The organism is Neglectibacter sp. CSJ-5 (assembly GCF_032490475.1).
Taxonomy (GTDB): Bacteria; Bacillota; Clostridia; order Oscillospirales; family Acutalibacteraceae; genus Hominenteromicrobium; species Hominenteromicrobium mulieris.
The window spans coordinates 103478-129661 of the sequence record NZ_JAVYJC010000005.1 but is presented as its reverse complement, the minus strand read 5'-3'; the positions used below and the strand labels follow the sequence as shown (position 1 = coordinate 129661).

The following is a 26184-nucleotide window of genomic DNA, read 5'->3' as shown; positions in this document are numbered from 1 at the left end:
CAAAACGGCGCGGGTGTTTCCAAAAAACGCCTGCGCTTTTTGCGTTTTCAAAAAATTTACAGGTTTTCGATTTGCTTTTTTTCGCGTATTGTGGTAATATACGATATTATCATACATGCCAAGCGGCATATGGCTGCGGCAAATTTTTTGTAGGAAAGACAGGTTATTTTTTCTCAGATGGACAGTCACAGTACAGGGTTGATCATAGCGTTGATCGTTCTGATCGTTTTGTCCGCCTATTTCTCCGCCACGGAAACGGCGTTTTCGTCGCTCAACCGTATCCGGCTCAAAAACTTGGCCGATAACGGCAACAAGCGCGCAAAGCTCGCCTATAAGCTCGTGGATAATTACGACGAGCTCATCTCTTCCGTTCTGGTGGGAAACAACATCGTCAACATCAGTGCGTCTTCTCTCGCCACCGTTTTGTTTATCAAAGCATTCGGCGACAACGGTCCCACCGTTTCCACCATCGCCATGACGATCATCGTGCTCATTTTCGGCGAGGTCACGCCGAAAAGCATCTCAAAAGAGGCCCCGGAAGCGTTCGCTATGTTTTCCGCGCCCATCATCAACGTGCTCATTTACGTCTTCAAGCCCATTAACGTATGTCTTGTGGGCATCAAAAAGCTGGTGAAAAAGTTCGTAAAGGTCTCCAACGACCGTACCATTTCGGAAAGCGAACTGCTCACCATTGTGGAGGAAGCCGAGCACGACGGCGGTATCAACGAAAACGAAAGCGAGCTTATCCACAACGTCATCGAGTTCGACGACCTTGAAGCCATCGATATCATGACGCCGCGCGTAGACGTGGAAGCCGTGGATAAGACGAGCACCGTGCAGGAAATCGCCGACCTCTTTACGGAAACAGGCTTTTCGCGCCTGCCGGTGTATGAGGAGACGATTGACAGCATCGTCGGCATTATCAATGAGAAAGATTTCCATAACCTCGTGCTGCGTGACGGCAACGCGGTGAAGCAGATCATCAAGCCCGTGGAGTTCATCCCGCCTTCGATGAAAATTTCCGCGCTCTTAAAGCTTTTGCAGCAAAACAAATCGCACCTTGCCGTCATCGTGGATGAGTTCGGCGGCACCGAGGGCATCGTCACGCTGGAAGACATCATCGAAGAGCTTGTCGGCGAGATCTGGGACGAACACGACGAAGTGGTGGAAGCGTTTCAAAAGGTCAGCGACAACGAATACCTTGTCGATTGCTCCACCAACCTTGACGAGCTTCTTGAATACTTCCATTTGAAGTCCGATTCCGAAGCCTCCACCATCAACGGTTGGGTCATTGAGCAGCTCGATCGCATCCCCGAAAAGGGCGACTGCTTTGATTTTGAAAACCTGCATGTCGTTGTAGAAGAAACAGAGTACCAGCGTGCCACCCGCGTGCGCATCACTGTGTCCCCGAAAAAGGAAGAGTCCGAAGAAGCATAAAACTCCATAATTCATAAATCGTTCCTAATTGCGCCCCGCTGTTTAACGCAGCGGGGTTTCGCTTTGCAAAAGCATTTGCTAATATTATTTGCAAATCTTTTTCTTTCCTTTTAAACAGGTTTATGCTATAATAAAATCAACAAAAATCATTCTTGTATTTTATTTAAAATTGTAAGAATTTCGTAAGGAGTTTTTAAGAAATGCTGAAGCTGGAGCTTTTACTGCGCCGCATTCGCGGTTTTGACGCAAAGCGCATGATGGTGTATGTTCGCGACGTCAAAAAGGAGACCAAAACGCCCACACCCGTCATCATGGCGGATATGCTGTACTGCATTTTGCGGTATAACGTGGGATTTTACGATTACCACATTTTCGGTTTTGCGCACATCCACGGTGCAAAGGCGAGAAACACATTCTTCACTATGCAGGATAACTGGCGCTTGACCCGCATGGTAAACAGCCCTGAAGACCGCCCCTATTTTGAAAACAAGCTGCTGTTCTGCCGCACGTTTGCGCCGTACCTCGGACGGTCATTTTTAGACCTCAATGAAGCCGGTGAGGACGCGCTTGCCGATTTCCTGCGCCACCACCCCGTGGTGTTTTTAAAAGAGCCGGAAAGCTTCGGCGGTCTGGGGGTCAAACGCTTTGACAGCGCCGGGACCGATTTAAACGACCGAGAGGCCGTGAAAAGGCTGCGCGAAAACTGGGTGCAAAGCGGCTTACTGCTCGTGGAGGAAGCCTTACAGCAGCACCCGGAAATGAGCGCGCTGTATCCGTATTCGCTCAACACCCTGCGCGTCTGCACCTTAACAGATGACAAAGGCGACGCGCATGTGCTGTACAGCTTTGTGCGCACGGGCCGCCACGGCTCATTTGTAGATAACTCCACAAGCGGCGGGCTCAACGCGCTCATCTGCGACGACGGTGTCATCCGCCGCCCCGCTATGTCCGATAAAACCGGCATGTATTTCGACATGCACCCCGATACCTGCACGCCATTCATAAACTTCCGCGTGCCATATTTTGATGAAGCGATTGCGCTGTGCAAAAAAGCCGCGAAGGTCCGCCCCGACATGCGGTACGTCGGCTGGGACGTGGGCATCACCCCCACCGGCCCCGTTTTGGTGGAGGGCAACAACCTCCCCGCCTACGACGGGCAGATCTACCACCAGCAGGAGAACCCCGGCATCGGCCTCCGCCCCCTCGTCCGCTCCATCATCCCGGAGTTTTAGTTTACATAATTTTAAAACCATACGCAAAGACCCGCATTGCAGCCGGAAATTCCGTTTGCAATGCGGGTCTTTTATTTTTCGGTTTGTTCCGCGCGTCTGGCTTTGAAGAACCGACGGAGGATTGCCGTGCATTCTTCGCACAGCAATCCGCGGTATAATTCGGGTTTAAAGGCATTTTTGAGCGACGTCACCGCCACAGCCGTGCCGCACGCACCCATAGCTTCGTCTTCCGTACCGAACACGATGCGGTCCACGCGGGCGTTTACCGTCGCGCCCGCACACATGGGACACGGCTCCAGCGTCACATACAGCGTACAGCCGGTTAACCGCCAAGAGCCGAGCACTTTTGCCGCCTGTTCCATCGCTTCCAGCTCCGCATGGCCAAGCACACTCTGATGCTCTTCTCGCCGATTCCGCCCACGCCCGATGACTTTGCCGTCCTTCACGACAACGGCGCCCACCGGCACTTCACCTGCCGAAAAGGCTTCTTCCGCGAGCGAAAGCGCCTCGCGCATGAACTTTTCCTCCGGCACAAACGCGCGGTTTTTCATGGCATTATACGGCATATGTCCCCTTACGAATACAGCGTCACGATACACATGACGACAAACAGCACATAGTAGCAGATGAAACCGGGATTCACGAACATCCACAACGCCTTCCCGCGTACCGGGACGCCGCGCTGCATGGGCGTGCGGAACACCTTATGACCGGTGAAATTGCGGATAAGCAGCACCACAAGCGCAATCAGCCCCAAGCCGTACACGATATACGTCAGCAAATTGCTCGCGATATTCGCCGCATCCGCGCCCACAAGCCCCTCAAGGGCGATGGGCAGCGTCGCAAGCAGGTTATTGAGCATGTGCACGAAAATGTTCACCCAAATGTTGCGGGTGCGCACATACAAAAGCGCCATTACAAATCCCGCCGTAAGCACCACGGGCAAGGACTGAATGCTGTAATGCGCCATGCCGAAGATCAGTGCGGAGAAGATCACCGCAGGCCAGTCACCCCAGCGGCGCATGACGGCCGTCGTCACGCTGCGGAACGCAAATTCCTCCGTCACCGGCGCGACGAGCACGACCGAGACGAACATCGTCAGCGCCTGCACGGGCGTCATCGCCAAAAGGTCTGCCGTGTTTGCGTCGCCGTTCAGCCCCGCGCCCTCCAAAAGCTGCGAGATGAGGTTTGCGGGAATGTTCATCAAAACGCTGACGGCAAGGCCCGCAAAGACGAGCAAAACACTGTTCAGCACACCGTTTTTCTCCACAAGCACCGTGTCCGAGAGCTTTCTTTTCCCAAAGAACAGAAAAAACGAGAACGGCAGCACAATGGATAAGAACGATGCAATGGACGAAATAAGGTAATACGCCGTCGGCGGAAAGTCGCCAATGGTGTTCGGCCCCATCAAATTCACGCCGCACACCGTTAAAATCAGCGTTGCAAGCGTCGTCCACAAAACCTGTATCGGCAAAGAGGTCATGGTCGCAAACGAAAGGCGGGAGGCCGCGCGGCGCAGCTCCTTTTGCTCCAAACGCGCGGGATCCGCCCACTTCGGCGGCTGTACGGGTGCGTAATATACGGACTGCTGCGCCGGCTGTGCATAAACGGGCGCGCCGTTACCGCCCTGCGGCGGATATGTATACACCGGCGTCGGGTTCTGCACCGGCGCGGGATTCTGCGGTGCGGTATACACCGGCTGCCCGTTATAAAGCGGCTGCGTCACCGGCTGCCCAGCGGGCGTGTGGTTCCGGTTATCGTTCATGCTCATTCATCCTTTCCCTTTTTGGTTTTCCCGTTTTTTTCGGGCTTTTTCACGTGAAAACGGATCGTCAGCTTTTCCACCCAGCCCTTTTTGTACTTGAGGGAAATGTAGCCGACGGTGCTCATCACCAGTGCGCCGATGGCGTCCACGATGATGTCCTTCATCGTGTCCTGCAAGGCTGCCTGCCCAATAAGCACCGTGCCGTTATCCAGCATATATTTCTGCATGTTGGTGCCGAAAACGGAATCCATCGTGAATTCATAAATTTCCCACACCGCGCCCAGCGCAAGCGCAAAGCAAAACGCAAATACGGCGATGAACACCGGTGAAAGATTCAACGGTATGCGCTCCGCATTGTTGAAAATCGCAATCATGGAAAAGCCAAGCGCACCCAGCATTGCACCGCTCATCGTGTGCAGAATCGTGTCCCACTGCGGTACGGCGTAGTAAAAGCTTCGCACCTCGCCGAGGAAAATCGCGCAGTACAAAAACGCAATGTACAAAACCAGCATCATGCGTGGGATCTGCAGCGTTTTCTGCCGAATGAGCCGCAGCGGCAGCACAATGGCAGCAATGCCCAAAAGGCACTGCAAAAGCATCAGCACATAGTCTTCGCGGCTGCGCACTTCCTCCGTCCCGCCGCCGTACGACACAATACGTACTACAAGGTAGCCAAGCGGCAGAATAAAGCTCAGCAGCACCGCCATGATGAACATGCCGGTAAAGTCCCGTTTTCTTTTCGGCTTCATAGCCCGTCCTCCTAATGGGGATATTTTTTACTGTGCAAGCAGCTCCGCGACGTTGTTTGCGTAAGCAACCGGGTCTTCAATGGAGCGACCCTCAATAAGCAGCGCCTGATCGTACAGCACTTCGGTGTACTTTTTCAGCTTGTCTTCGTCATTTTCAAAGCGGCGCAGCACCTCAAACACCGGGTGTTCGGTGTTGAACTCAAATATCTGCTCGGCCTTCACCTTCTGCTCCGCGCCCGGCATGGAGTTTAGCACCTTCTCCATCTCCATGGAGATCGCGCCGTCCGTCGTGATGCACACGGGGTGATTTTTAAGTGTCGTCGAAACGCGCACGTCCTTTACACGCTCGCCGAGAATCGTCTTCATCTTCTCAAGCAGAGCCTTGTTTTCCTCCGCCTGCTTTTCGGCAGCCTGCTTTTCTTCTTCGGTCTGCACGCGTGCGTCTTCCGCCGCAACGTTCTTGAAGCTCTTGCCTTCGTACTCCTGCAACACCATCAGCGCGAACTCGTCCACATCGTCCGTAAGGTACAGCACCTCGTAGCCGCGGTCAAGCACGGCTTCGGTCTGCGGCAGATGCGCAATGCGCTCCGGGGTCTCGCCTGCCGCGTAGTAAATGCAGGTCTGGTCTTCCTTCATGTCCTTAACGTACTCTTTCAGCGTGCGCATCTTGCCTGTGGAGGAGCGGAACAGCACAAGATCCTTGAGCTTATCCTTGTTGATGCCGTAGTTCTCGTACATGCCGAATTTAAGTCTCAAGCCAAAGCTCTCAAAGAACTTCTCGTAGTTCTCTCTGTCGTGCTCCAGCATGGATTTAAGCTCCGACGCAATCTTCTTCTCAATGCGCGTCGCGATAAGTTTTAACTGACGGTCGTGCTGCAGCATTTCACGGGAGATATTCAGCGACAGATCCTGCGAATCGACAAGGCCCTTCACAAAGCCGAAGTAATCCGGCAGCAGGTCTGCGCACTTTTCCATAATGAGCACGCCGGAAGCATACAGCTGCAAACCCTTTTCGTAGTCTCTCGAATAATAATCCATCGGCGCTTTTGCAGGGATAAACAGCAGTGCGTTATACGTCGCTGTACCCTCTGCGGAGGTATGGATAACCTTCAGCGGGTCCTGCCAATCGTAGAACTTCTCCTTATAGAAGCTGTTGTATTCTTCTGCCGTGATCTCGTTTTTATTCTTCTTCCACAGCGGCACCATGCTGTTGAGGGTCTCCACCTCAAAGTAGTGCTCATATTCGTTCTCCGTACCCTCCTTCGCACGGGTCTTTTCGACCTCCATGCGGATGGGGTAGCGGATATAATCGGAATACTTCTTCACGAGCGAACGAATGCGGTATGTATCGAGGAACTCGCTGTACTTTTCTTCCTCGGTGTCCTCTTTGATATGCAAAATGATCTCGGTGCCGTGATCAGCCTTTTCGCACTCGCGGATGGTATAGCCGTCCGCGCCGTCGGACTCCCAGCAATACGCCTGCTCTGCGCCGTACGCCTTGGATTCCACGCGCACGTGGTCGCTGACCATAAACGCGGAATAGAAGCCCACGCCGAACTGACCGATGATGTCGATATCCTCGTTCTTTTCGTTTTCAGACTTGAATTTCAGCGAGCCGCTCTTTGCGATGACGCCGAGGTTCTGGTCAAGCTCCTCCTGCGTCATGCCGATGCCGTTATCGCGGATACGCAGCGTGCGGCTGTCCTTATCCGCCGCAAGGAAGATCTGGAAGTCGTCACGATTGAGTCCCGTAGCGCCGTCCGCCAGGGATTTATAATAAAGCTTATCGATCGCGTCGCTCGCGTTGGAGATCAGCTCGCGCAGAAAAATCTCCTTATGGGTATAAATAGAGTTGATCATGAGATCAAGAAGTCTTTTAGACTCCGCTTTAAACTGTTTTTTTGCCATGCAAATTCTACCTCTTTTTCATTTTGGGCATCAAAATCGCGCATTCATCCGCCCGCGTTCTCTTTCTAACAACTATACTATATATTTGTTAAAAAATCACGAACAATTTTAATTTGGTTAAAAAAAGAACGGCTTAAATTTAAATTTCGCATGGACTATTTTTTCTAAAGGCGGCATTGCCGCCTTTTAAGAAACCCCTTGATAGGGTTTCTTACGAAAAATCGTCCACCGGACGATTTTTCTATTTTCCTGATCTTTGGGTAGGCAAAAGGATTTCGCCATTTGTGAATGGCGACTCAAGGCTCTGCCTTGAGAATCCGCAAGTTTTCTCGAAGAAAACTTGACTAAAGACTTTTAACCATGCTCGCCGTCAGAACTCTGCGGCAAACAAAAGAACTTTTCAAAGAACCGCCACACCTTCACTGCCCCGGTCACGGGGATTCTCGCGTCCAGCTCAAACGCGTTGATTTTCAAAAATGCCTTACCGTCCGCTTGATACAGCATTTCCGCCGGCGGGGCGTTGTCATTAAAGCTCAGCCGTCTTCCCTCGGCGTCCACCATCAGCATACCGAACACGAACAGCAGCACCAGCACGGTGCAGAAAAACGACATCAAAAACGCGCGGGAACACACACATTTGCGCATGCAAAACACCTCCGCATGCAGTATGCCCCGTCCGTTTTCCGCTATTCCTCCGCTATGTCGTTTAAAACCGCCAGAATCGTCTCGCCCAGCAGCTTTCCGGCGTAGTCCGCCTCCCTTTGCGTATTCACCTCTGTGCCGACCTCCACCAAAAGCGAGCCGTGCGTGGCGTGCATATTGTAGTTTCTCTGCGCGAAAAACAGCGGTCGAAACAGCCCCGGATATAATAAATCGCCTTTTTGCTGCAAGCGCAAGGCCAAATGCAAGTTTTCCCGCCAATCCGGGAACAGCGGGTCTTCCGAAAGGTCACACCCCGCCATGATCATGATCTGCGCGGCATTCTCTCCGTTCACCTCCGCCACGGGCTTATACCGTGTGCCGTCGTCCTCCTCACCGAACGCGTCTCTGTGCACATCCACGGTGATCTGTATCGTGGGGTATTTCAGCAAATTTTCCTGCATCGCATCCATTGAGCGCTGGTAGCTGCCGGAATACGTCTCGTCAAACCTTGTCGTGTCGTGGATCACGCCGAACCCGCCCGCTTCTATCACGTCTTTCGCCCTTTTTGCCACCGCCACAACGCTTTTTTCTTCTTCCTCCGTGCGAAAGCTCTCGTCGCGGTAATACCAGTCCGATTCATACTGCAAGTACGCTTCTGACGTATGCGTGGAGTAAAACAGCACCACCGGCGAGCCGTCGCGCTTCACGTGCACATCGGGGTCAATTAAAATTTCTTCCGATAAATCAAGCCCCGAGTCCGAAGTATCCTTCACAAAAAAGCCGTTTATCTCTTCTCCTCCGCCCATAAAGGTCGCGGCGACCGCTGCCGTTTCACGCTCCGGGTCAGGTGTCGGCGCCGGCAGTACGGGCAGCTCCGTGTCTGTTTCCTCCTGTACGGGCACAGGTGTCGCCGTGGGGAGCGATGTTGCTTCCGGCTCCGTTTCTTTTACGGCCTCCTTTTGGGGCGCAGGCGATGCTTCCGCTTGCGGCACTTCTTGGCTTGTTGCCGCCTGTAAGCCCGCCGCCCTAAGCGCCCACGCCGCGCCGTTTTCCTTTACAACCGGCCATAAATTATCCCCCATGCACCAAAGTGACACGGCCGCCGCCAGCACCGCGCAAATTCTGTATCCGATTTTGCCGATCCGTTCCTTTCGCATCGCACTGCCTCCATTTGTGTGGCATATCCGTCTTATCATGCTTATGATACGGCATACAAAATTATGCACATGTACACGGTTCGGACGCGGAAAATTCACAAATTCGACATTTTCACACAGCACCAATATGCTATAATAAAATATATCATTCTTAGTTTTGAACGATTTTAAAAAACTCGCAGAACCCCAAACGGGAAACGAAGAAAGGATGGACTGCATGGCTAGATCCGTATACTCAGAAATCACCCCCGAAATGGAAGCCCTCGCCGATCTTTGCGTGAAAAACGGTAAGATTGACCCGGAGCTCTATACAAAATACGACGTAAAACGCGGCCTGCGCGACATTAACGGCAACGGCGTTCTGACCGGCCTTACCGATATTTCGGAGATCCGCTCCAGCCGCATGGAAAACGGCGTGAAAATCCCCTGCGAAGGGCAGCTTTTCTACCGCGGTTACAGCATTGAAGATCTTGTCCGCAGCATGCCCTCTGATCACAGCTTCGGCTTTGAAGTGACCGCCTACCTGCTCCTTTTCGGCGAACTGCCGAGTAAAGAACAGCTTGACGGGTTCATCAAACAGCTTTCGTTCTACCGCACATTACCCACAAATTTCGTGCGCGACATCATCATGAAAGCACCGAGCGGCGACATGATGAACACCCTCGCCCGCAGCGTGCTGACGATGTATTCCTATGACGACGCCCCGGACGACATCTCCATCCCAAACGTGCTGCGCCAGTGCATTCAGCTCATCGCCATTTTTCCGCTTCTTTCCGTCTACGGCTATCAGGCGTACCGCCACTATCACGACGGCAAAAGTCTTTACATTCACCAGCCGAAGCCGGAGCTTACCACCGCCGAAAATATTCTGCGCATCCTGCGTTCCGATAAACAGTTCACCCCGCTGGAAGCCAAGGTGCTCGACATCGCGCTTATGCTGCACGCAGAGCACGGCGGCGGCAACAACTCCACGTTCACAACACATGTCGTGTCGTCCTCCGGCACGGATACGTATTCCGCCATTGCCGCGGCACTCGGCTCTTTAAAAGGCCCAAAGCACGGCGGCGCGAACATCAAGGTCGTACGCATGTTTAGTGACATGAAGGAGCAGGTCAAGGACTGGACGAACGAGAATGAAATCTGCGATTACCTCACCCGCCTGCTTGATAAAAAAGCATTCGATAACGCCGGGCTCATCTACGGCATGGGCCACGCCGTGTATTCCGTCTCCGACCCCAGAGCACGCATCATGGAGCGCTTTGCAGAGGGCCTTTCCAAAGAAAAAGGCCGTGAGGACGAGTACGGACTATACATGCGCGTCGCACGGCTCGCGCCGCAGGTCATCGCCGAAAAGCGCCGCATCTATAAAGGCGTCTCCGCAAACGTAGACTTTTACAGCGGCTTCATTTACAGCATGCTCGATTTGCCGATGGAGCTGTATACACCCATCTTCGCCTGCGCCAGAATTGCCGGCTGGAGCGCCCACCGCATCGAAGAGCTCATCAATGCCGGTAAAATCATCCGCCCGGCGTATAAAGCCATCCACCCCGAGCGCGCGTTTCCGGGTATGGAAAGCGAAACCTAAAGCTTCCGGCAACCTTAGCGAAGCGACGAATAAAATTTCGTCCACCTTTTCAAAGGTGGTAGTTTTCAAAGGCAAAGCCTTTGGTCGCTTTCCGCAGAAAGCGAAACTCTTTTGCCTACCATAGATCAGGAAGATAGGCGGAAACTTCCAGTGGACGTTTCCGCCGTAAGAAACCCTATCAAGGGGTTTCTTGAAGAACTCGCCACGCGAGTTCTTCAAAATGAAACATAGTATTAAAGCGCACAGCCCTCAAGCTGCGCGCTTTTTTCTTACAAAAACTATGATAAAAGCAATCACCAAACCCGCCAATCCGATCACCCAAACGGGAACCGTCACCGTCTGCGGCGAGCTCATCACCGTGACGACATATTCCGGCATCACACTTTCTCTTTCCGCGTGTACTCCACGCCATCCTGCGGGCTGAAAGGATTGAGATAGTCGTTCACGGACACGGTGATCTCATCGTCTTTCGTAACGGACACATTATTCAGCTGCAAAACGAGCACCGTGCGGTAATTTTCTTCCCCGCAAAGTCATTTTATTCTTCTTAACTACACTCTATCAAAAAGCGAACGGAGTGTCACCAGATTTCAATTCTCGGCTTCCGTCACAAGCTTCATCAGCAATGTTTTCAGTTCTTCCGTGGTCTCCACGGTGTAATCCGCGCCCGCTTCTTCCAGCTCGCCGGGTTCCGCAAAGCCGAAGTACACGCCGATGCCCGGTACGCCGCAATTTTTTGCGCCGATCATATCAAAGCTTCGGTCGCCGACCATGAAAAACGTATTGTTTTCCTTTCCGCCTGCGCGGCGCATGGCCTCCTGCATCACTTCGGTCTTATCCGTCATGGAACCATCGAGATTCGCGCCGACAATCTGGTCGAACAGCTCAAAGATCCCGTTTTGCTTCAAGATCTTCTCCGTGAACACCGTCGGCTTTGAGGTGGAAACACTCAATTTCACACCTGCGCTTTTCAGCGCCTCCAACAGTTCTTTCATGCCGGGATACAGACGGTTTTCGTACACGCCTTTTTCTTTGTAGCGCACGCGGTAGCGGTCTACCGCCTCAAACGCCTGCTCTTTGGAAAAGCCGTAGAATTCCATAAAGGATTCATGCAGCGGCGGACCGATGAACTTTTTCAGTGTCTCCATCGGCTGGTTCGGATAGCCGTAGCTGTCGAGCGCAAACTGCGTGCTTTTCGTGATGCCCTCGCTGTTGTCGACAAGGGTGCCGTCTAAATCAAACAAAACCCAAATACTCATCTTCTTCTGCCTGCACCTCCGCCATGCGTGGAGCCTCCGCCTGCGCGCGGCGCACCGCCGCCCGAACGGCCGCTGCCAAAGCCGCCGGAGCGTCCGCCACCGGGACGGGGACCGCCCGAGGGACGCGAGCCGCTAAATCCACCCGGTCTCGGGCCGCCGAATCCGGGACCGCCCGGGCCGCGCGGCGGACGGGGTCCGCGCCAGAAGCCGCCCATCGGAAGCGGCGGGGGCGGCGCGCCCCAACCTCTGCGGTAATACCGTCTGCGCGGACGCAGCACGCTCAGCGCAATAATCAAAATGACAAACAGAACGATGAAAACAAAACGTATTATCCGGGTAACCGCAACACGTCTCGCTTGCGAAAAAACATTTTGAACCCCGGATAAAAATCCGCCGGATGTATTATTATTCGCATAATTATAATTGGTGTTCGCATTCGCGTTGTTTGTTGTACCCGTGGAATACGAGACATTGTAGTGGTCTTCCAAAATCTCCACCGCGCGGGCGTAGACCTTTTTCACGCCGCTGTCGTACTCTTTCGCGGCAAAATCGTCCTCAAGGTAGTCATACAGCATCGCGTCCAGCACGCCGCCGGTAAAAACATCGGTCAGCCCCACGCCCGGCTCGGCGTAGTAATCCTCCGCACCGATAGAAAGCAGAATCAAGAGACCGTTATTCGCTTTCTTGTCACCGATGCCCCACTTGTTAAAGAGGTCATACGCATAATCGGCAATGTCCTCGCCGTCGGTGAAATCCACGGTCGCCACCACGACCTCCGCGCCGCAGGCTTCGGCAAGCGCGCTGCCCGTGCGCTCAATATAGCTTTCCGTCGAGGACGAAAGCACATTCGCGCCGTCATACACATAGCCCGTCGGGGCATCCGGCAACGCCACGGCAAATGCCGGCACCGCCACAAGTACGAGCACCAGCACCGTAAGCAGCACAGCGCCCGTCTTTTTCAAAACAGGATGTACGGTCTTTGTCATAAGCATTTCCTTTCCCTGTCCGTTTCAAACTTTTACGCGAACAGCTCCACGTCGCCGATGCCCACCAGCTTCGCCAGTGCATACGCAGGCGAATTGTGCAGCGCATCGTTGAATGCGGCGGCTTTATCGTTGTAATCGTCGCGCATCAGATAATCCAAGTCGGAATTGTAGTTCGACATCAGCGATTCGCGGTACGTTGCGTCCTCCTCGTTCATGTCGATATTCTTGATCTGGCGATACATCGCCTTCACCGCCGTCGTCAGGTCGTTTAAAGCTGCGTACTTGTCCGCCGGGCGCTCGGCCTTTTTCACCGCGTTCTGCGCGGTACGCACGGCATCTACAAGCGTCAAATCCGTCTCGCTGTATTTTTCCGCGACCGTCACCAGATTCGATGCTTCGGAAACCATCATCGAGACCTGGTCCAAAACGCCGTACACGTCGTCGGAGCCGTAATATTCCGCCGTCACATTGTTGCGCTCGCGCGACAAAGATATACACGCGCCGACTGGGATCGCCGCCAAAATTAACACCACCATCGCAATGACCGCCGAAACACGGCCCACGGCTTTTACGCCATCGTTTTTCTTTTTCATAAAAATTTCCTTTCTGCTTTTTTCTGTCTACATGCAAATCCATGACACGCAAATCTAAAGTCTATAAACGCACAGCCGGGCAGTACTGCAAGCACAACCCGGCCGGTGTTCTCTTTATTTACGCGCGAATGTCTAAAAGCTTCTGCTTCAGCTCGTTTTCCAAACGGCCGAGCTCCTGCTCCGCTTCGCGGCGGCGGGTCTTGCCCTCTTCCTGAATTTTCACAACTTCATCGAGTGTCGAGATGAGCGACTGGTTTGTCTGGCGCAGCGTCTCCATGTCAACAATGCCGCGCTCGGATTCGCGCGCCGTCTCAATGGTGCTCATCTTCAGCTTCTCTGCGTTCTTGCGCAGCAGCTCGTTCGTCATATCGGTCACTTCACGCTGTGCGCGCACCGCATCTGCAGAGTGCGCCACGCCAAGCGCCAATACCATCTGGCTCTTCCAAAGCGGAATGGTGTTCACAATGGTGGACTGAATTTTCTCCGCCATCAAACGGTCGTTGTTCTGCACAAGACGAATTTGCGGCGACATCTGCACGGAAACCATGCGGGTCAGCTCGAGGTCATGCAGCTTCTTTTCAAAGCTGTCGCACTGCTGTGCAAAGTCGTTTGCCGCCTGCGCATCCTCCGGCAGGCCGGAGCGCTGTGCTTTTGCTTTCAGCTCTTCCAGCGTCGTTTCGCGCTCTCTTTTCAGGCGCTTTTTGCCCGCCAGAATGTACATGGAAAGCTCTTTGTGGTACGCAAGGTTCGTTTCGTACAGCTTATCGAGCATCACGATGTCCTTCATCAGCTGCACCTGGTGGCCCTCAAGGGAAGACGCAATCTTATTCACGTTCACTTCGGCCTTGTCGTAACGCGCCTTCATGCCATCGAGGCGGTTTGCCTGCTTTTTAAAGAAGCCGAGGAAGCCCTTTTCCTCTTCGCCCGCATCAAAGCTTTTCAGCTCTACAACAAGGTTCGCGATCTCATCGCCCACTTCGCCGAGGTCCTTCGTGCGCACATTTGCAAGCGCCGTGTCGGAGAAGTTTGCAATTTTCTTCTGTGCGCCGGAACCATACTGCATCACGAGCGCAGAGCTTGTAATGTCAATTTTTTCCGCAAAGTCGTCTACGACCTTCTGTTCTTCGGGCGTAAGCTGTACTTCGGGCTGTTCCTCTTCTTTTTTCTCAGGGGCTACGGGCTTTTCTTCCTCCACGCCGTCCAGCGTCAGGGTAGGAATGCCGGCGGGGGTCTCCAGCTCGGGCTCTAAGGTCAATTTCACGTCGCTCATGTTGTTCGTCCTCCTTATATTCACCGTGTGCGTCACACGGTCAAAAATCACTTTGTCTGTGTTTTGCTTGTGTCGTTCGGGTCAAGGCCCGGCATTTTCATGTCTTCGCCGGAAAGGCCCTCCTGCTTCAAAATGGATTCCATCACGCTGATGTCCGCCGCAATGTCCAGCGCATCGTCATCAAACAGGCTATCCAGCTGCTTTTCAAACGCGCCCGCGATCGTCTCCATCATGCCTTCAATCTCAAACATCGTCTTTTGAATGTTCTCGCCCTTCACTCTCTGGCGGCTCAGCTTATCGTAGCTGTTCAGAAGCTTCAGCGTTGTCGGCAGATAGTAGTTCATAAACCGGCGGATCTCCGCTGCTTTTTCGGGGTGCTCCGCGATATACGCAAAAATATCGGCAGAAGCCACTTCCATGCGGTCAATGCGCTTTGTCATCACCTCATCCGGGATGCGGATGTTCACGTCGCGCAGCTCATGCAGATATTTGTAGCCTTCCTCAATGATCTTGTCCACCTCGGGATCGCCGGTGGAGACCTTTTTCTGCGGCTCCGCTTTCGGCTCCGGCTTCTTTTCGGGCTCGGGCTTTTTCTCCGGCTGTACGGATTCCGCCGGCACATAATACTTTTTGCCCTTGAAAATTTTGCCGCCGATGAAAAACGCCGCCGCACCCACCACAACAAACGTGATGAGGTCCTGCCAGCGGTAAAGCGGGCCGTTCAGCGCATACAGCATACACACGATGCCCGTCAGCCAATAGCGGCCGTTTGAGGGCTTGTACTTTTCAATCATGTCCTGCTTGCGCGGCGCTTTTTTCGGCTGCTGCACGGGCGCACCGTTCTGCGAAACGGTATTTCGCGGCGCTGTGCCGCGCGGCGGATTATACGGTCCGCCGGGCGCGCTGCTCGGAGCCTGATTCGGGTTTGTATTCGGGCGCTTGTAATTCGAGTACGCCGTCTGCGTGTAGGAATAGTGGTACGTACCGTCCGGATTCTGCCCCTGCGGCGACTGATAATTTGTCCGCGCGTTCGTGTTAAACTTGCGGTTTACGGTCTCCGCCACACGGTTCACTTCGTTTACAACGCCGTTCACCGCACCCTGCACCTCGCGGGAAATCTTCTCCCCATCGAGGTTATTCACGCTCTCCGTCACCTTGTCGCCCACCTTGTGGATAACGCGGTACGTTGCGGAGTTTTCAAACTCGTTTTGGAGCGGGTTCGTGTAATTCGCGCCGTTCGGCGTATTCGCGTTTCTGTTTTGTTCGTTCGGATTTTGTGTGTTCGTTTTTGGCACCGCCTTTCTAACGGTAATACTTCATAAATCTCCATTTTTGCTGTGGTGTGTCCCGACAAAGCCGGAACACGCCTACTTATTCGACTTTACTCCATTATTGTACGTTTTTCTGAAACCCGGGTCAAGAACTTCCGGGTGAATTTCAGAGTTTTTTTAGGAATTTTCCGGCGCGGGAGTCGGCGTTACCTGCACGGGATCTTTTCCGTCCTGCACAAGGTAATATTCCACCGTCTCTTCACCCGCTATGTGCAGCACGTTGTACTTTACATCCAGCAAGAATTCCGGTGCCGCGCCGAAGGATTGTAACGACGCCTCCGCGTCAAAACGCGTCATTAGAAGCTGCCGGTCGGAGGGCTCGCCCGCCGTGCCGCGCAGACCGAGCACAACGCCCGCGAAAATCAGGATTGCAGAAAGCAGCCACGCGCCGAGCGGGGCCATCCAGTTTGCACCCGTAAGCTTGCCCAGTACACTCACGCGTCTCTTTAAAAGGCTACGCGTCAGCGTAAAATGCAGCACCGGCACCACAATCATCAAAAGCGAAAAAAGCCAATTCTGCCCGATGATCTGCACAAGCCCGGCTAAAAATTCCAGCCCTTTTATACCGGCCTTCAGTCCCATGCAGACGCCGAACATCTGCCGGTATAAAAACTGCACGAACGTAAAGCCCCAAAGGCCCACCGTCCACACGGTTAAAAGCAGAAAGTTCAGCCCTTTTAACGGCGTCGTGCGCGAAAGCGCCAGCGCGACGCCGCCAAGTCCCAGCGCCATCCATACCTTCACGGGCGTTATGGGCATATGCGCAAAATATGCAAAAATAAATTCACTGTATAAAACCGATAAAAACGGAAGCAGCGATGCCAAAACCGAGACGCTTTTCTCCCGTTCCGCAGCCTGATGCCGCGCCATACTTCCCACCTCCAAATGCGAAACGTGCTGTTTTCAGCCGCTTTGTTCACAGTATACTATAAAAGCTTGAACTTTTCAATCATTTCCGGCAAACCGAAGAAAACGCATCGTTTTCGGCGTTTATTCCGCAAAAAGGCGGGCATTCTATGGGTAACGCGGCATACCGCCGCGCACGCTATTTTTGTAGAAAGGATCGATCCGATATGAAAAGAATTTTTCCCGCTCTGCTTGCTTTGCTCTTGGTGCTTTCATTCACGGGCTGCGCAAGCCGAACGACCGAAAGCTCGTCCTCCTCATCTGCCGCAAGTGAAAAGCCCGCGCAGTCTGCGTCGCCTTCCCCGGATGTGAGTGAATCCCCGAACGACACTTCCGTTATGCCGGAGACCGCGCTCGGCCTTTCCGCCTTCCGCGATGCCCTGCGTGAAGCCTATGGCGACAAATATTATCCCGATACGAAACTGACCGAAGATGAAATTCGCTCAGAGCTCGGCATGGACGACTCGCTTTACGAAGAGGTCTACGCCGAAACCACCGCGCAAAAGGCCCACCCGGATACGTTCATCGCCGTAAAAGTCAAAGAAGGCAAAACGGACGAAGTCAAAGAGAAACTCGCGGCTTATAAGCAGCGCCTGCTTGCAGATGAAGATTTCACCGCAAGCAAAGACAAAATAGAGGCCGCCGAAATTTACGCCGACGGCGATTACGTATTCTTCCTTCTGCTCGGCGAGCCGGAAACGAGCGGTGAAAGCAGCGAAGGCATGGCAGAGGCCTTCGGTAAAGAAGTACAACACGGCATAGACGCCATTAAAAAGGTCATTGGCATGGAGTAATTTTGTGTCGAAAAGCTCCATAAAACGCCCCTTATATCCTTGAAATACCCCCGCCTGCGTGGTATACTTCTAATGTATATGCACGTGGGCGGGCTTTTTTGTCCGCCTTTTTGAAAGGAGCTTTCATGTTCAAAGATTCCGAAAAGATCCGCGCCGCCATTTTTGATGTGGACGGTACGCTTTTAAACAGCACACCCATGTGGAATAAACTCACGTTCGCGTTCGCCGAAAAAATGGGCATCGCAGCACCCGACGATCTGTTCCGCACCCTAAACAGCCTCTCGCTTGAGCAATGCGCCAAGTATTACCACGATGTACTCCATGTTGAGGGCACCGTTGAGGAAATTCATGAGGGCATCATCGCACTCGCCCGCGAGGGCTACGCCAAAGAAGTGCCCGAGATCACCGGCGCGGCGGCGTTTTTAAAAGCGCTCTCAGAGCGCCATATTCCCGCAGCCGTCGCAACCGCCTCGGACATTGCGTCCTTAAGGCCCGCGTTCGATCGCCTTGATATGTCGCCGTACATTTCCGTCATCGAAAGCTGCACCACCATCGGCAAAAGCAAAGAGCACCCGGATATTTATTTAAAGTGCGCGGCCGATTTAAATGCCGCCCCGCATGAGACCGTTGTGTTTGAAGACGCGCTCTACGCCGCCAAAACGGCAAAAGCCGCCGGCTTTTCGGTCATCGGCGTGTTGAGCGAAGCTGTGGAAGAAGGCGACCGCATAGCGCTTCAAAAGCTCTGCGACCGCTGCATCACAGACTACACAGCGCTTTTGGGCGAGCTTTTGCCGCCCGAAGACCGATAAAAACCGTCAAACGGACGGTTTTCTTTTGGGAACAGAACAGACGCACGCAGCCGTGTCACGCGAAGCTCTGTTTTGATGATATAAATTTTTAAAAATCAAGCTTTAGGATATTTTGGAGGAGTTATGTTCAAAAAATACAAAGAAAAATTCATCGGCGACCGGGAGTTTTACGCAAACCTCATCCGCCTCATCATCCCGATGATCGTGCAGCAGGGCATCACAAGCTTTGTCAGCCTGCTCGATAACGTCATGGTCGGCCGCCTCGGCACCGAATCCATGAGCGGTGTCGCCATCGTCAATCAGCTTTTGTTCGTCTTTAACCTCACCATCTTCGGCGGCCTCGCGGGCGCGTCCATTTTCGGCGCGCAGTTCTACGGCAAGGGCGACCACAAGGGCGTGCGCTTTGCGCTGCGTTTCAAGCTCATTTTCAGCGTTTTAATGGCCGTCATCGCCATCGTCGCGCTTCTGTTCTTCAATAACCCGCTCATTTCGCTGTTCCTCTCGGAAAGCGAATCCGGCGGCGACCTCGTCTTAACGCTTTCCGAAGCGAAAAACTACCTGTTTGTCATGCTGATCGGTCTCATACCGTTCAGCTTCTCGCAAAGCTATTCCAGCACTCTGCGTGAAACCGGCGAGACCGTATCCCCGATGACCGCCAGCATCATCGCCATCGTCACAAACTTTGTCTTAAACTACATTCTCATTTTCGGCAGCTTTGGCGCACCACGCCTCGGCGTCGTCGGCGCAGCCATCGCCACCGTTATCGCAAGATATATCGAAGCAATCTATCTCATCATACATACCCACCGCCGCGAAAAAACATTTATTTTTGCACAGGGCTTATATAAAAGCCTGTATTTGCCCGGTGCCGTCGTGAAAAAGATCCTCCTCACCGGCACGCCGCTCATGCTTAACGAGCTCTTCTGGAGTATCGGCACCACGATGATCAACCAAAGCTACTCCACGCGCGGTCTGACCGTCGTCGCCGCCACGAACATTGCCGGCACAGTATGGAATCTCTTCTGCGTCATCATGTTCGCCATGGGCAACGCCGTTTCCATCATCATCGGCCAGCAGCTCGGCGCGGGTGAGATTGAAGAAGCAAAGCGCACGGATAATAAGCTTCTGTTTTTTACCGTCGTGCTGCACATCGGCGTTGGCGCGCTCATCGCCATCACCGCGCCGTTTATCCCGCTCATTTACAACACCACGCCGGAGGTACAGCGCCTCACAACCGAGCTTCTGTTCGTCGCCGGCGCAGCACTGCCTATTCAGGCATTTGCGCATGTCACGTACTTCACCATTCGCTCCGGCGGCAAAACGTTCATCACGTTTCTGTTTGACTGCGTATTTACTTGGCTCATCCCGCTGCCCATCGCGTTTTTCTGCAGCCGCTACACAGCGCTGTCCATCATCGGCATCTATGCGCTCGTGCAGTTTGCAGATATCATCAAGGTCATCATCGGCTCCATCCTGCTGCGCTCGGGCATTTGGGCGAACAATGTGGTTTCCGACGTTGACTGATCCCACATGAAGGAGAATTTATTATGGAACAAAGCAAGATAGACCGCATCAACGCCCTCGCAAAGAAAGCAAAAACCGAGGGTCTCACCGAAGCGGAGACCGCAGAGCGCAAAGCTCTGCGCGAAGAATATATCGCAGCCTACCGCAAAAACCTGCGTGCACAGCTCGATAACATGGTCATCGTAGAGCCGAACGGTGAGCGCCGTAAATTAAAGCCGAAAAAATAAGTGGAAGAAGGCATCCTTATGCTGTATAAATACGAGATGCACGTGCACGACAGCCTGTGCAGCCGCTGCGGCCACAACCCGCCGGAGGTCATTGCCGAGGTCTATTATGACCGCGGCTACGCCGGCATGTGCTTTACAAATCACTTTTTGCAGGGCAGCACCGCCATCGACAAAACCCTGCCGTGGGAAGACAAGGTCCGCGCCTACTGGAACGCCTACCTGCGCGTAAAGGACTGGGCAAAGGATAAGGATTTCGATATTCTGTTCGGCCTTGAGCACCACTACGGCTCCGGCAAAGAGGTGCTCACCTACGGCATCGATCTCGATTTTCTGCTCGCACACCCGAATATCGACGTCGCGCCCATCAAAGACTATTGTGACGCCGTGCACGAAGCGGGCGGATTCATCTCGCAGGCGCATCCGTTCCGCCGTGCGCCGTACATCGACCCCAACGTACTCCCGCAGCCGGAGCTATTGGACGCCGCCGAAATTTACAACGCCGGCAGCTCCGACGAAGACAACAGCCGTGGCTATGATTTTGCAAAAGAAAATCATCTTTACGGCACCAGCGGCGGCGATACGCACGAGCAGCACGAGCCGAACATCGGCAAAGCCGGCATGGCGTTCCCGTATCGCATCAAAACCGAAAAAGAGCTTGCAAACGCGCTGTTTCGCCACGACGGCCGCTGCATCATCAACGGTGTCATTCAGCCCCCGCAAGATATTTGACCCGATTTCTGAAAGGAAAACACATGGAATCACTCAAGGAACTTTACCGCATCGGCACAGGCCCCTCCAGCTCCCACACCATGGGGCCGGAGCGCGCCGCACGCCGCTTTAAAGAAAAACACCCGCAGGCAGACCGTTTTCTCGTCACTCTGTACGGTTCGCTCGCCAAAACGGGCAAAGGCCACTTGACGGACGACATTCTCGTCAAGACCTTTGCACCGCTGCCGGTGGAAATTCGGTTCGACCTTTCGGATAAACCTCTCCCCCACCCGAATACGCTGGAGCTCACCGCCATTGAAAACGACAAAGAGATCGGCTTTGAGCGCGTCATGAGCGTCGGCGGCGGTAAAATTCTCTCGGAGGGCGAAACGGAAGACGCCCCCGCAGACGTTTACCCGCTTTCCACATTCGCCGACATCAAAGCTTACTGCGCCTCGCGTCACATGCGCCTTTGGCAGTATGCGGAAGAGTGCGAGGGCGCAGAGATTTGGGACTATTTAAAGGAAGTCTGGCGCTGCATGCGCGAAGCCGTCACCCGCGGTTTAGAGACCGAAGGTACCTTAAAAGGCGGTTTAGACGTGCAGCGCAAAGCGAAAATGCTCTATCGCCAGAACCATATCGATGAAAGCGCCGAAACACGCGAAAACCGCCTTGTGTGCGCCTATGCCTACGCCGTCAGCGAAGAAAACGCGGCAGGCGGCATCATCGTCACCGCGCCCACGTGCGGTTCCTGTGGCGTGCTGCCGAGCGTTCTTTTGTATATGCAGGAACGCCGCGGCTTTACGGATACCGAGATTCTCCACGCGCTCGCGGCGGGCGGCATCATCGGCAATCTTATCAAGACGAACGCCTCCATCAGCGGCGCGGAGTGCGGCTGTCAGGCAGAGATCGGCAGCGCATGTTCCATGGCGGCGGCAGCCCTCGCGGAGCTGCACGGCATGGAGTTAGACCAGATTGAATACGCTGCCGAGGTCGCTATGGAGCACCACCTCGGCCTTACGTGCGACCCCGTGCGCGGACTCGTGCAGATTCCGTGCATCGAACGCAACGCCGTCGCCGCCATGCGCGCCATCAACGCGCTGAGCCTTGCGAATTTCCTCACCTATACAAGAAAAATCTCGTTCGACGTCGTCGTCAACACCATGTACGAGACCGGCAGAGATTTGTTCTCCAAATACAGAGAAACCGGCGAAGGCGGGCTTGCGAAGTATTATACGGGCAAGAAATAACACAAAGCTTACGTGAAAGCGTGTCTAAAAGTTTTTGATCCAACTTTTTTCAAAAAGTCGGTCAGGTTCCAAGGGTGAAGCCCTTGGTCGCTTTCCGCAGAAAGCGAAACCCTTTTGCTTACCCAAAATCAGGACTGGGAGAAACCAATGCTTCGCATTGCTATTAAGCAGTCCGGTGGACTGTTTACTCGTGGGAGACCCAATTAGGGGGTCTCCCGAAGAGCTTGCAAAAAGCAAGCTCTTAAAAAGAACACATATCAAAAAGTAAAGCGCACAGCCTCGAAAAGAAGCTGTGCGCTTTCGTTTTATATAAATTCTTTACTGATTCAAGATCTCCATAAACTCTTCGCCGGTGATGGTCTCTTTCTCGTACAGGAACTTTGCAAGCTCGTCGAGCTTCGGGCGGTTCTCCTGTAAAATCTGCACCGCCTTCGCGTGCTGCTTCTTCACAAGGTCAACCACCTGCCTGTCGATCTCTGCCTGCGTTTCGGCGCTGCACGCCAGTGAAGCATCGCCGCCGAGGTACTGGTTCGTCACCGTCTCCAGCGCGACCATATCAAAGTTGTCGCTCATGCCGTAGCGCGTGATCATTGCGCGGGCAAGCTTTGTCGCCTGCTCAATGTCATTCGATGCACCCGTTGTAACGGAATGGAACACGACTTCCTCCGCGGCTCTGCCGCCCGTGAACGTCGCAATCTTGTTTTCAATCTCCTCGCGGCTCATCAGGTAATGGTCGCCGTCCTCCACCTGCATGGTGTAGCCCAGCGCGCCGGACGTGCGCGGAATAATTGTAATCTTCTGCACCGGCGCAGAGTTCGTCTGCTTCGCCGCCACCAGCGCGTGACCGATTTCGTGGTACGAAACGATGAGCTTTTCGCGCGTTGTGAGAATAGAGTTTTTCTTTTGATAGCCCGCAATAACAACCTCGATACTCTCCTCAAGGTCGGCCTGCGTTGCGGAAGCACGGCCGTCACGCACGGCGCGCAGCGCAGCTTCGTTCACAATGTTCGCAAGCTCTGCGCCGGAAGCGCCGGAAGCCATGCGCGCGATCTTCGCAAGGTCAACGTCGGGTGCAACCTTAATCTTCTTTGCGTGTACACGCAAAATCGCCTCACGGCCCGCAAGGTCGGGCAGCTCCACCGGCACGCGGCGGTCAAAACGACCCGGACGCGTCAAGGCGGGGTCAAGCGACTCCGGGCGGTTCGTCGCGGCAAGGATAATAACGCCGTTGTTGCCCTCAAAACCGTCCATTTCGGTCAAAAGCTGATTTAAGGTCTGCTCGCGCTCATCATTCGTGCTCAGCTGATTATCGCGCTTTTTACCGATGGCGTCGATTTCATCGATGAACACGATGCAAGGCGCTTTTTCCTTTGCCTGCCTAAAGAGGTCACGTACTTTCGATGCGCCCATGCCAACGAACATCTCGACAAATTCCGAGCCGGACATGGAGAAAAACGGCACGTTCGCTTCGCCGGCGACCGCCTTAGCCAGCATTGTTTTGCCGGTTCCCGGAGGGCCCACAAGCAAAATGCCCTTCGGCATGGAAGCGCCAATCTCTTTATATTTATTCGGGTTATGCAGGTAATCGACAACTTCGGAAAGGTTCTCCTTCGCTTCGTCCTCGCCCGCAACGTCCGCAAACTTAATGCCGTCCGAAGACTGCACATACACCTTCGCACTGCTCTTGCCCATGTCGAACTTCATGGCGTTCGGGCCGCCCATTTTCTTCATGAGCTGCCGCGACAAAAGCTGTCCCAGCACCACAAAGAGCACAACCGGCAGCACCCAGCTCACGATAAAGCTCATCAGCGGGGACATCTGCTCCACAATCTCGCCGGAAAATTCCGCGCCGGAATCGTAAAGGCGCTGTACAAGGCCGTCGTCATTCAAAAGGCCGGTTTTATAAATCTTGCTCTTGTCCTTATTTGTGAACAAAATCTGGTTGTCTTCAATCTCCACCTGGCCGATTTCTTTGTTCTCCGTCATCTTGATGAACGTGCCATAGTCCACTTCTTCCACCTGGTGCTGTGTAATCAGTGGCATCACCAGCATGTTTAAAAGCAGCAAAACGACCATCGCAATGCCGTAATAAAAAACAAGCGGCTTTTTCGGCGTTTTCACTTCGTTCATGTTCTCTCTCCTCTCGCGCGCGATTAAAATAGGCGCGATGTTATTTTAGCCTATTCTATGCGTTTTTTGGCGGAAAGTCAATCTCAAAATTTCCAACTTTTCGTGAACAAATCATGAAAGCACGCGGATATTCTCCTGCACCGTTCCCGCGGGCAGCGCTCCTCTCCGGTCATAATCAGTCGCTTCTCGGCAAGGCCGGCAAAAACTCCCGAGAAAATATCGTCCTTGCCACAAAACAGCACCGCCCGGGTTGACACTTCACCCCGGCGGTGCTATGCTTTTTCCAAATTTACGATTTGTATTTGAGCTTTTAGGGGGTATTTTCATGAGCACTGTTTTGATTCGTGACGCCAAGCTTTCCGACGCACCGCGCCTTCTGGAAATTTACAGCTATTACGTAAAAAACACTGCCATCACCTTTGAGTACAACGTGCCGTCGTTCGAAGAGTTCCGACACCGCATGAAAAACATCACGCTGCGCTACCCGTACATCGTCCTCGAAGCGGACGGCAAGGTCATGGGCTACGCCTACGCGGGCTCATTCATCGGCCGCGCCGCCTACGATTGGTCATGCGAAATGACCGTTTACCTTGACCGCACCGCCAAAAAACTGGGCTTCGGCAGAAAGATCTACGAAGCCATGGAGCAGCGCCTCAAAGATATGGGCATTTTAAACCTTTACGCCTGCATCGGCTATATTGACAAGGAGGACGAGTACCTAAACCACAACAGTGCCGATTTTCACGCACACCTCGGCTACAAAACGGTCGGTATATTCAAAAAATGCGGCTATAAATTCGGCCGCTGGTACGACATGATCTGGATGGAAAAGTGCATCGGCACGCACACCGATACCCCTGCCCCCGTCCGCTTTTTGACCGATGCACCCGACCCAAACGCGCATTGATTTTATGCACCCCATACCTTACCGCATGGCAAGCAGCGCTGCGGACTTCTTCAATCTTGTTTTCGCGCGGTTTGCGCAGGCGGAAAGCTCCGCGGCGGCGCGGCAATCGTCCATTTTTAAAATGCGTTCCAAACGTAAGAGGGCTTTTTCGTCCCACTCTGCCTTGTTCTGCGCCGCAGCGCCCAGAAGCGCCATCGCATCCAGATAAACCTTTTCGGGCGTGCGCAGGCGGCGCAGCGTCTTTATAAGCGTTCTGCAGTCCATCTGGCCCTCGCTCTGTTTGTGTGCAAAGGCGAAAAGCTCGTCCGGGCGGTCGTGCAGCGTCTCGTACACGGCCTGCACCATGTCGGCGCTCATCATCTCGCCCAGCACCTCGCGCTCCGTGTTTTCTTCACCCGCAAGGCTCGCGCCAAGTGCCATGCTGCCGTCTTCTCCCTCAAGCTCACGGTCTAAGCTGTCCGGCACGGCTTTTTTAAAGCGATCGCCGAGGATATTATTCATCACATACGCGAACAGCGTCGGGATAAAATGCGCCTCCCCCTTTTTGAAAAATAAATCAAGGCGCACTGCGCCCTTGTTTTCGCCCTTTGTAATGGGGCTCATCAGGCCGATGAACGTCTCGTGCGTGTATTCGGTCTGCGCCGTCTCCGCTTCGCCGCCGCAAAAAGCGCACAGTGCGCGCAGCTTTACACCCGCCGCAGCACTGCCCAAAACGTCCTTTAAAAGAAACGCATACAGGGTTTCCTGAAAGCGTGCGGAAAGGGCCGCGTCCGCCCACAGCACAGCAACGCTGTTTTTTCCGCTTTCGTACACTTCTTTTAAAACCGCGCGGAACGTTGTTTCCTCCGCGCTCTTTTCAAATACCTTCGCTGCCATATCCGTTCCTCCTTAAAGCGTTTTTCTTGTGCTTTAAGGATAAAAAACGGTTCTCGGTACTATCCCGAAACGGTCTCGATTTTTTCTCGATTTTCGCCGAACAGCGTTGAAGAACCGCACATTCAATGCTATAATCGGG

At 53.6% G+C, this 26184-nt stretch carries 25 protein-coding genes; 10 read left to right on the top strand and 15 right to left on the bottom strand.

Going from position 1 to position 26184, the window contains the following annotated elements; translation table 11 throughout:
* Positions 1–177: 177 nt before the first annotated feature.
* Together R2K26_RS11480 and R2K26_RS11475 are read left to right on the top strand one after the other, a co-directional pair.
* A complete protein-coding gene (locus tag R2K26_RS11480; RefSeq protein WP_316521276.1) occupies positions 178–1437 on the top strand; it encodes a hemolysin family protein in 1260 nt (419 codons plus the stop codon).
* A 200-nt stretch (positions 1438–1637) separates the two neighbouring features.
* On the top strand, positions 1638–2669 hold the full coding sequence (locus R2K26_RS11475) for a sugar-transfer associated ATP-grasp domain-containing protein (RefSeq protein ID WP_316521274.1): 1032 nt from the start codon (positions 1638–1640) through the stop codon (positions 2667–2669).
* Between the two features lie 71 nt (positions 2670–2740).
* Here R2K26_RS11475 and R2K26_RS11470 read toward each other — a convergent pair whose 3' ends face one another.
* The 6 genes from R2K26_RS11470 to spoIIP form a co-directional block, all read right to left on the bottom strand.
* Complete coding sequence (locus R2K26_RS11470) at positions 2741–3235, bottom strand: nucleoside deaminase (RefSeq protein ID WP_316521272.1); 495 nt, start codon at positions 3233–3235, stop codon at positions 2741–2743.
* 8 nt (positions 3236–3243) lie between these two features.
* Positions 3244–4434, bottom strand: coding sequence for a type II CAAX prenyl endopeptidase Rce1 family protein (locus R2K26_RS11465; RefSeq protein WP_316521267.1), 1191 nt, complete (start codon positions 4432–4434; stop codon positions 3244–3246).
* A 2-nt stretch (positions 4435–4436) separates the two neighbouring features.
* Positions 4437–5183 (bottom strand): hypothetical protein, encoded by a 747-nt coding sequence (locus R2K26_RS11460; protein WP_316521264.1) that lies wholly within the window; start codon positions 5181–5183, stop codon positions 4437–4439.
* A gap of 27 nt (positions 5184–5210) precedes the next feature.
* Positions 5211–7091: a molecular chaperone HtpG gene (htpG, locus tag R2K26_RS11455; RefSeq protein ID WP_316521259.1), complete on the bottom strand. Its 1881-nt coding sequence runs from the start codon at positions 7089–7091 to the stop codon at positions 5211–5213.
* Between the two features lie 354 nt (positions 7092–7445).
* Positions 7446–7736: a hypothetical protein gene (locus R2K26_RS11450; RefSeq protein WP_316521256.1), complete on the bottom strand. Its 291-nt coding sequence runs from the start codon at positions 7734–7736 to the stop codon at positions 7446–7448.
* A 41-nt stretch (positions 7737–7777) separates the two neighbouring features.
* The gene (gene spoIIP, locus R2K26_RS11445; RefSeq protein WP_316521253.1) at positions 7778–8890 is read right to left on the bottom strand and encodes a stage II sporulation protein P; all 1113 of its coding nucleotides are present in this window, start codon (positions 8888–8890) and stop codon (positions 7778–7780) included.
* A gap of 217 nt (positions 8891–9107) precedes the next feature.
* Between spoIIP and R2K26_RS11440 the strand changes: the two genes are divergently transcribed.
* Positions 9108–10475, top strand: a complete 1368-nt coding sequence (locus tag R2K26_RS11440) for a citrate/2-methylcitrate synthase (protein ID WP_316521251.1) — start codon at positions 9108–9110, stop codon at positions 10473–10475.
* Between the two features lie 249 nt (positions 10476–10724).
* On the opposite strand, the gene R2K26_RS11435 is transcribed toward R2K26_RS11440, so the two are convergent.
* From R2K26_RS11435 to R2K26_RS11405, 7 genes are all read right to left on the bottom strand, one after another.
* Positions 10725–10853 carry a hypothetical protein gene (locus R2K26_RS11435; protein ID WP_316521248.1) on the bottom strand — a complete coding sequence of 43 codons (129 nt, stop codon included), beginning with the start codon at positions 10851–10853 and terminating at the stop codon, positions 10725–10727.
* A gap of 212 nt (positions 10854–11065) precedes the next feature.
* Positions 11066–11734 (bottom strand): HAD hydrolase-like protein, encoded by a 669-nt coding sequence (locus R2K26_RS11430; RefSeq protein WP_316521246.1) that lies wholly within the window; start codon positions 11732–11734, stop codon positions 11066–11068.
* A complete protein-coding gene (locus R2K26_RS11425; RefSeq protein WP_316521244.1) occupies positions 11731–12720 on the bottom strand; it encodes a TPM domain-containing protein in 990 nt (329 codons plus the stop codon). The genes R2K26_RS11430 and R2K26_RS11425 overlap by 4 nt, the downstream gene beginning before the upstream one ends.
* Positions 12721–12752: 32 nt before the next feature.
* Positions 12753–13313, bottom strand: a complete 561-nt coding sequence (locus tag R2K26_RS11420; RefSeq protein WP_316521242.1) for a LemA family protein — start codon at positions 13311–13313, stop codon at positions 12753–12755.
* A gap of 118 nt (positions 13314–13431) precedes the next feature.
* Positions 13432–14583, bottom strand: a complete 1152-nt coding sequence (locus tag R2K26_RS11415) for a toxic anion resistance protein (RefSeq protein ID WP_316521240.1) — start codon at positions 14581–14583, stop codon at positions 13432–13434.
* A 47-nt stretch (positions 14584–14630) separates the two neighbouring features.
* Positions 14631–15878, bottom strand: a complete 1248-nt coding sequence (locus tag R2K26_RS11410; protein ID WP_316521238.1) for a 5-bromo-4-chloroindolyl phosphate hydrolysis family protein — start codon at positions 15876–15878, stop codon at positions 14631–14633.
* Between the two features lie 153 nt (positions 15879–16031).
* The gene (locus R2K26_RS11405) at positions 16032–16784 is read right to left on the bottom strand and encodes a hypothetical protein (protein ID WP_316521236.1); all 753 of its coding nucleotides are present in this window, start codon (positions 16782–16784) and stop codon (positions 16032–16034) included.
* A gap of 203 nt (positions 16785–16987) precedes the next feature.
* On the opposite strand from R2K26_RS11405, the gene R2K26_RS11400 reads away from it, so the two are divergent.
* The 6 genes from R2K26_RS11400 to R2K26_RS11375 all read left to right on the top strand — a co-directional run bounded on the left by R2K26_RS11400 (position 16988) and on the right by R2K26_RS11375 (position 22132).
* The gene (locus R2K26_RS11400) at positions 16988–17614 is read left to right on the top strand and encodes a DUF4358 domain-containing protein (RefSeq protein WP_316521234.1); all 627 of its coding nucleotides are present in this window, start codon (positions 16988–16990) and stop codon (positions 17612–17614) included.
* Positions 17615–17739: 125 nt separating this feature from the next.
* Positions 17740–18423, top strand: coding sequence for an HAD family phosphatase (locus R2K26_RS11395; protein ID WP_316521231.1), 684 nt, complete (start codon positions 17740–17742; stop codon positions 18421–18423).
* Positions 18424–18546: 123 nt separating this feature from the next.
* Positions 18547–19947: an MATE family efflux transporter gene (locus R2K26_RS11390; protein ID WP_316521229.1), complete on the top strand. Its 1401-nt coding sequence runs from the start codon at positions 18547–18549 to the stop codon at positions 19945–19947.
* Positions 19948–19970: 23 nt separating this feature from the next.
* Positions 19971–20174: a DUF896 domain-containing protein gene (locus R2K26_RS11385; RefSeq protein ID WP_316521227.1), complete on the top strand. Its 204-nt coding sequence runs from the start codon at positions 19971–19973 to the stop codon at positions 20172–20174.
* A gap of 18 nt (positions 20175–20192) precedes the next feature.
* On the top strand, positions 20193–20903 hold the full coding sequence (locus R2K26_RS11380) for a PHP domain-containing protein (RefSeq protein ID WP_316521225.1): 711 nt from the start codon (positions 20193–20195) through the stop codon (positions 20901–20903).
* A gap of 23 nt (positions 20904–20926) precedes the next feature.
* Positions 20927–22132 (top strand): L-serine ammonia-lyase, iron-sulfur-dependent, subunit alpha, encoded by a 1206-nt coding sequence (locus R2K26_RS11375; RefSeq protein WP_316521222.1) that lies wholly within the window; start codon positions 20927–20929, stop codon positions 22130–22132.
* A 318-nt stretch (positions 22133–22450) separates the two neighbouring features.
* On the opposite strand, the gene ftsH is transcribed toward R2K26_RS11375, so the two are convergent.
* Positions 22451–24262, bottom strand: coding sequence for an ATP-dependent zinc metalloprotease FtsH (gene ftsH, locus R2K26_RS11370; RefSeq protein ID WP_316521220.1), 1812 nt, complete (start codon positions 24260–24262; stop codon positions 22451–22453).
* A gap of 325 nt (positions 24263–24587) precedes the next feature.
* On the opposite strand from ftsH, the gene R2K26_RS11365 reads away from it, so the two are divergent.
* Positions 24588–25169, top strand: coding sequence for an N-acetyltransferase family protein (locus R2K26_RS11365; protein ID WP_316521217.1), 582 nt, complete (start codon positions 24588–24590; stop codon positions 25167–25169).
* 18 nt (positions 25170–25187) lie between these two features.
* Here R2K26_RS11365 and R2K26_RS11360 read toward each other — a convergent pair whose 3' ends face one another.
* Positions 25188–26045: a hypothetical protein gene (locus R2K26_RS11360; protein WP_316521214.1), complete on the bottom strand. Its 858-nt coding sequence runs from the start codon at positions 26043–26045 to the stop codon at positions 25188–25190.
* Positions 26046–26184 lie beyond the last annotated feature (139 nt).

Coding starts and splice junctions, on each gene's coding strand:
- R2K26_RS11480 (WP_316521276.1), top strand. CDS start 178: ATGGACAGTCACAGTACAGGGTTGATCATAGCGTTGATCGTTCTGATC.
- R2K26_RS11475 (WP_316521274.1), top strand. CDS start 1,638: ATGCTGAAGCTGGAGCTTTTACTGCGCCGCATTCGCGGTTTTGACGCA.
- R2K26_RS11470 (WP_316521272.1), bottom strand. CDS start 3,235: ATGCCGTATAATGCCATGAAAAACCGCGCGTTTGTGCCGGAGGAAAAG.
- R2K26_RS11465 (WP_316521267.1), bottom strand. CDS start 4,434: ATGAACGATAACCGGAACCACACGCCCGCTGGGCAGCCGGTGACGCAG.
- R2K26_RS11460 (WP_316521264.1), bottom strand. CDS start 5,183: ATGAAGCCGAAAAGAAAACGGGACTTTACCGGCATGTTCATCATGGCG.
- htpG (WP_316521259.1), bottom strand. CDS start 7,091: ATGGCAAAAAAACAGTTTAAAGCGGAGTCTAAAAGACTTCTTGATCTC.
- R2K26_RS11450 (WP_316521256.1), bottom strand. CDS start 7,736: ATGCGCAAATGTGTGTGTTCCCGCGCGTTTTTGATGTCGTTTTTCTGC.
- spoIIP (WP_316521253.1), bottom strand. CDS start 8,890: ATGCGAAAGGAACGGATCGGCAAAATCGGATACAGAATTTGCGCGGTG.
- R2K26_RS11440 (WP_316521251.1), top strand. CDS start 9,108: ATGGCTAGATCCGTATACTCAGAAATCACCCCCGAAATGGAAGCCCTC.
- R2K26_RS11435 (WP_316521248.1), bottom strand. CDS start 10,853: ATGCCGGAATATGTCGTCACGGTGATGAGCTCGCCGCAGACGGTGACG.
- R2K26_RS11430 (WP_316521246.1), bottom strand. CDS start 11,734: ATGAGTATTTGGGTTTTGTTTGATTTAGACGGCACCCTTGTCGACAAC.
- R2K26_RS11425 (WP_316521244.1), bottom strand. CDS start 12,720: ATGACAAAGACCGTACATCCTGTTTTGAAAAAGACGGGCGCTGTGCTG.
- R2K26_RS11420 (WP_316521242.1), bottom strand. CDS start 13,313: ATGAAAAAGAAAAACGATGGCGTAAAAGCCGTGGGCCGTGTTTCGGCG.
- R2K26_RS11415 (WP_316521240.1), bottom strand. CDS start 14,583: ATGAGCGACGTGAAATTGACCTTAGAGCCCGAGCTGGAGACCCCCGCC.
- R2K26_RS11405 (WP_316521236.1), bottom strand. CDS start 16,784: ATGGCGCGGCATCAGGCTGCGGAACGGGAGAAAAGCGTCTCGGTTTTG.
- R2K26_RS11400 (WP_316521234.1), top strand. CDS start 16,988: ATGAAAAGAATTTTTCCCGCTCTGCTTGCTTTGCTCTTGGTGCTTTCA.
- R2K26_RS11395 (WP_316521231.1), top strand. CDS start 17,740: ATGTTCAAAGATTCCGAAAAGATCCGCGCCGCCATTTTTGATGTGGAC.
- R2K26_RS11390 (WP_316521229.1), top strand. CDS start 18,547: ATGTTCAAAAAATACAAAGAAAAATTCATCGGCGACCGGGAGTTTTAC.
- R2K26_RS11385 (WP_316521227.1), top strand. CDS start 19,971: ATGGAACAAAGCAAGATAGACCGCATCAACGCCCTCGCAAAGAAAGCA.
- R2K26_RS11380 (WP_316521225.1), top strand. CDS start 20,193: ATGCTGTATAAATACGAGATGCACGTGCACGACAGCCTGTGCAGCCGC.
- R2K26_RS11375 (WP_316521222.1), top strand. CDS start 20,927: ATGGAATCACTCAAGGAACTTTACCGCATCGGCACAGGCCCCTCCAGC.
- ftsH (WP_316521220.1), bottom strand. CDS start 24,262: ATGAACGAAGTGAAAACGCCGAAAAAGCCGCTTGTTTTTTATTACGGC.
- R2K26_RS11365 (WP_316521217.1), top strand. CDS start 24,588: ATGAGCACTGTTTTGATTCGTGACGCCAAGCTTTCCGACGCACCGCGC.
- R2K26_RS11360 (WP_316521214.1), bottom strand. CDS start 26,045: ATGGCAGCGAAGGTATTTGAAAAGAGCGCGGAGGAAACAACGTTCCGC.